Origin of the sequence: Hydrogenophaga sp. (genome assembly GCF_030158645.1) — a bacterium.
Taxonomy (GTDB): domain Bacteria; phylum Pseudomonadota; class Gammaproteobacteria; order Burkholderiales; family Burkholderiaceae_C; genus Hydrogenophaga.
Genome location: NZ_JAOASO010000075.1, coordinates 1 through 2,202 on the forward strand (window position 1 = coordinate 1; position 2,202 = coordinate 2,202).

Sequence of the window (2,202 nt, forward strand, 5' to 3'; positions counted from 1 at the left end):
CCATCGACAAGATCTCGGGCCTGGTCGCCGTCAACTCGCTGATGGCGATGGCCGGCGGCACGCTGGTGGCGGTGCTGATGGGCCGCAACGACCCGGGCTTCGCCTACAACGGCCCGCTGGCCGGCCTGGTGGCGGTGTGCGCCGGCTCGGACGTGATGCACCCGGCCGGCGCGCTGGTGGTCGGGGGTGTCGCGGGGGCGATCTTCGTCAGCATGTTCACGCTGACGCAGAACCGCTGGAAGATCGACGACGTGCTGGGCGTGTGGCCGTTGCACGGCCTGTGTGGTGCCTGGGGCGGCATCGCCTGCGGCATCTTCGGCACCCAGGCGCTGGGCGGCGCGGGCGGCGTGAACCTGGGCGCGCAGGTCGTCGGCACGCTGCTGGGTGTGGGCTGGGCACTGATCGCCGGCGCGCTCGTCTACGGGGGTCTCAAGGCGGTGACGTCGCTGCGGCTCACGCTGGAAGAGGAGTACGAAGGCGCCGACCTGTCGATCCACCGCATCGGTGCGACGCCGGAGCGCGAGGCCAATTGGTGAATTGAGCGTCGGTACGAGGTGGGGCGTCGGCGATCTCCGGGTCGCCGGCGAATACCGATACTTGACAGCGTGGGGTGTTGCCGGTAGCAACCCTGCAAGGTACAATTCCGGTTTTCCGAGAAGACAGAGAAGACACCATGGGCGGACTTTTCCAGCCCATTTTTTTTGTTCGATCGGCTATTTCAAACGGGTTGCAGGCCGGGGTTTTCCGACCGGTGGCGGCCGAACACAGACGGGGAATCGAGCGGGGATGAACTGGCAACTGGCCATCGAGAAGACCGTGACCGGGTTGGGATACGACCTCGTGGACACCGAGCGCAGCCCGAAGGGATTGCTGCGCGTCTACATCGACAAGCCGGCTCCGACCACGCCGCCAGCGGCGTCCGGTGGCAGCGAGTTCATCACGGTCGAGGATTGCGAGCGCGTCACCCGCCAGTTGCAGCACGTGCTCGAAGTCGAGGCCTGTGCCTACGAGCGGCTGGAGGTGTCGTCTCCGGGTCTCGATCGCCCGTTGAAGAAGCCGGCCGACTACCTGCGGTTCAGCGGTGAACGCGTCGACCTGACGCTGAAGCTGGCCTTCAAGGGCCGCAAGCATTTCCAGGGTGTGCTGGAACCGCTGGGCGACGGCTGGCGTCTCGTCTTCCAGGGCGATGGTGTCGATCAGGCGCTGGATTTTGCGTTCGACGAAGTCAAGGAAGCCCGGCTGGTGCCGGTGGTGGATTTCAAGGGGCGTCGGTTTGCGGCGCCTGTGGAGGCGCCGACCGACCCGGTCGAGTCGGCCGGTAACGAGATGGATGGAGACCGCAAACGATGAATCGCGAACTGTTGATGCTGGTGGATGCCATTTCGCGCGAGAAGAGCGTGGACCGCGAAGTCGTGTTCGGCGCCGTCGAGGCCGCGCTCGCGTCGGCGTCCAAGAAGCTGCAGGGCGGCGAAGTCGACATGCGCGTCACCGTGGACCGCGACACCGGCGCCTACGAAACCTTCCGGCGCTGGCATGTGGTGGCCGACGACGCGGGCCTGCAACTGCCCGACTCCGAAATCCTGCACTTCGAGGCGCTCGAGCAGATCCCCGACATCGAGGTCGACGACTACATCGAGGAGCCGGTCGAGTCGGTGTCCATCGGTCGCATCGGCGCCCAGGCAGCCAAGCAGGTGATCCTGCAGAAGATCCGCGACGCCGAGCGCGAACAACTGCTCAACGATTTCCTGTCGCGCGGCGAGAAGATCTTCGTCGGCACCGTCAAGCGCCTCGACAAGGGCGACGTGATCGTCGAATCGGGCCGTGTCGAAGGCCGGCTGCGCCGCAGCGAGATGATCCCGAAGGAAAACCTGCGCATCGGCGACCGTGTGCGTGCCTACATCGCCGAGGTCGACTCGACCTTGCGCGGCCCGCAGATCATCCTGTCGCGCAGCGCGCCCGGTTTCATGATCGAGCTGTTCGCGCAAGAGGTGCCCGAGATCGAGCAGGGCCTGCTCGAGATCAAGTCGTGTGCCCGCGATCCGGGCTCGCGCGCCAAGATCGCGGTGCAGTCGCACGACAAGCGCGTCGACCCGATCGGCACCTGCGTCGGCGTGCGCGGCTCGCGCGTCAACGGCGTGACCAATGAACTCGCCGGCGAGCGCGTCGACATCGTGCTGTGGTCCGAAGACCCGGCGCAGTTCG

The 2,202-nt window shown here is 66.3% G+C and carries 2 protein-coding genes and 1 pseudogene; all 3 read left to right on the forward strand.

The annotated features are described in order from the left end of the window. Positions 1 to 536, forward strand: a pseudogene (locus Q1W68_RS07545) (ammonium transporter); the annotation flags it as partial. 250 nt (positions 537 to 786) lie between these two features. After that, complete coding sequence (rimP, locus tag Q1W68_RS07550) at positions 787 to 1,350, forward strand: ribosome maturation factor RimP (RefSeq protein ID WP_300716027.1); 564 nt, start codon at positions 787 to 789, stop codon at positions 1,348 to 1,350. Continuing rightward, the coding region (nusA, locus tag Q1W68_RS07555) for a transcription termination factor NusA (protein WP_300716029.1) at positions 1,347 to 2,202 on the forward strand (856 nt) is incomplete at its 3' end. The genes rimP and nusA, both read left to right, overlap by 4 nt.

What these genes read in the sequence shown, in the direction of transcription:
- rimP (WP_300716027.1), top strand. Translation starts at nt 787, where the DNA reads ATGAACTGGCAACTGGCCATCGAGAAGACCGTGACCGGGTTGGGATAC.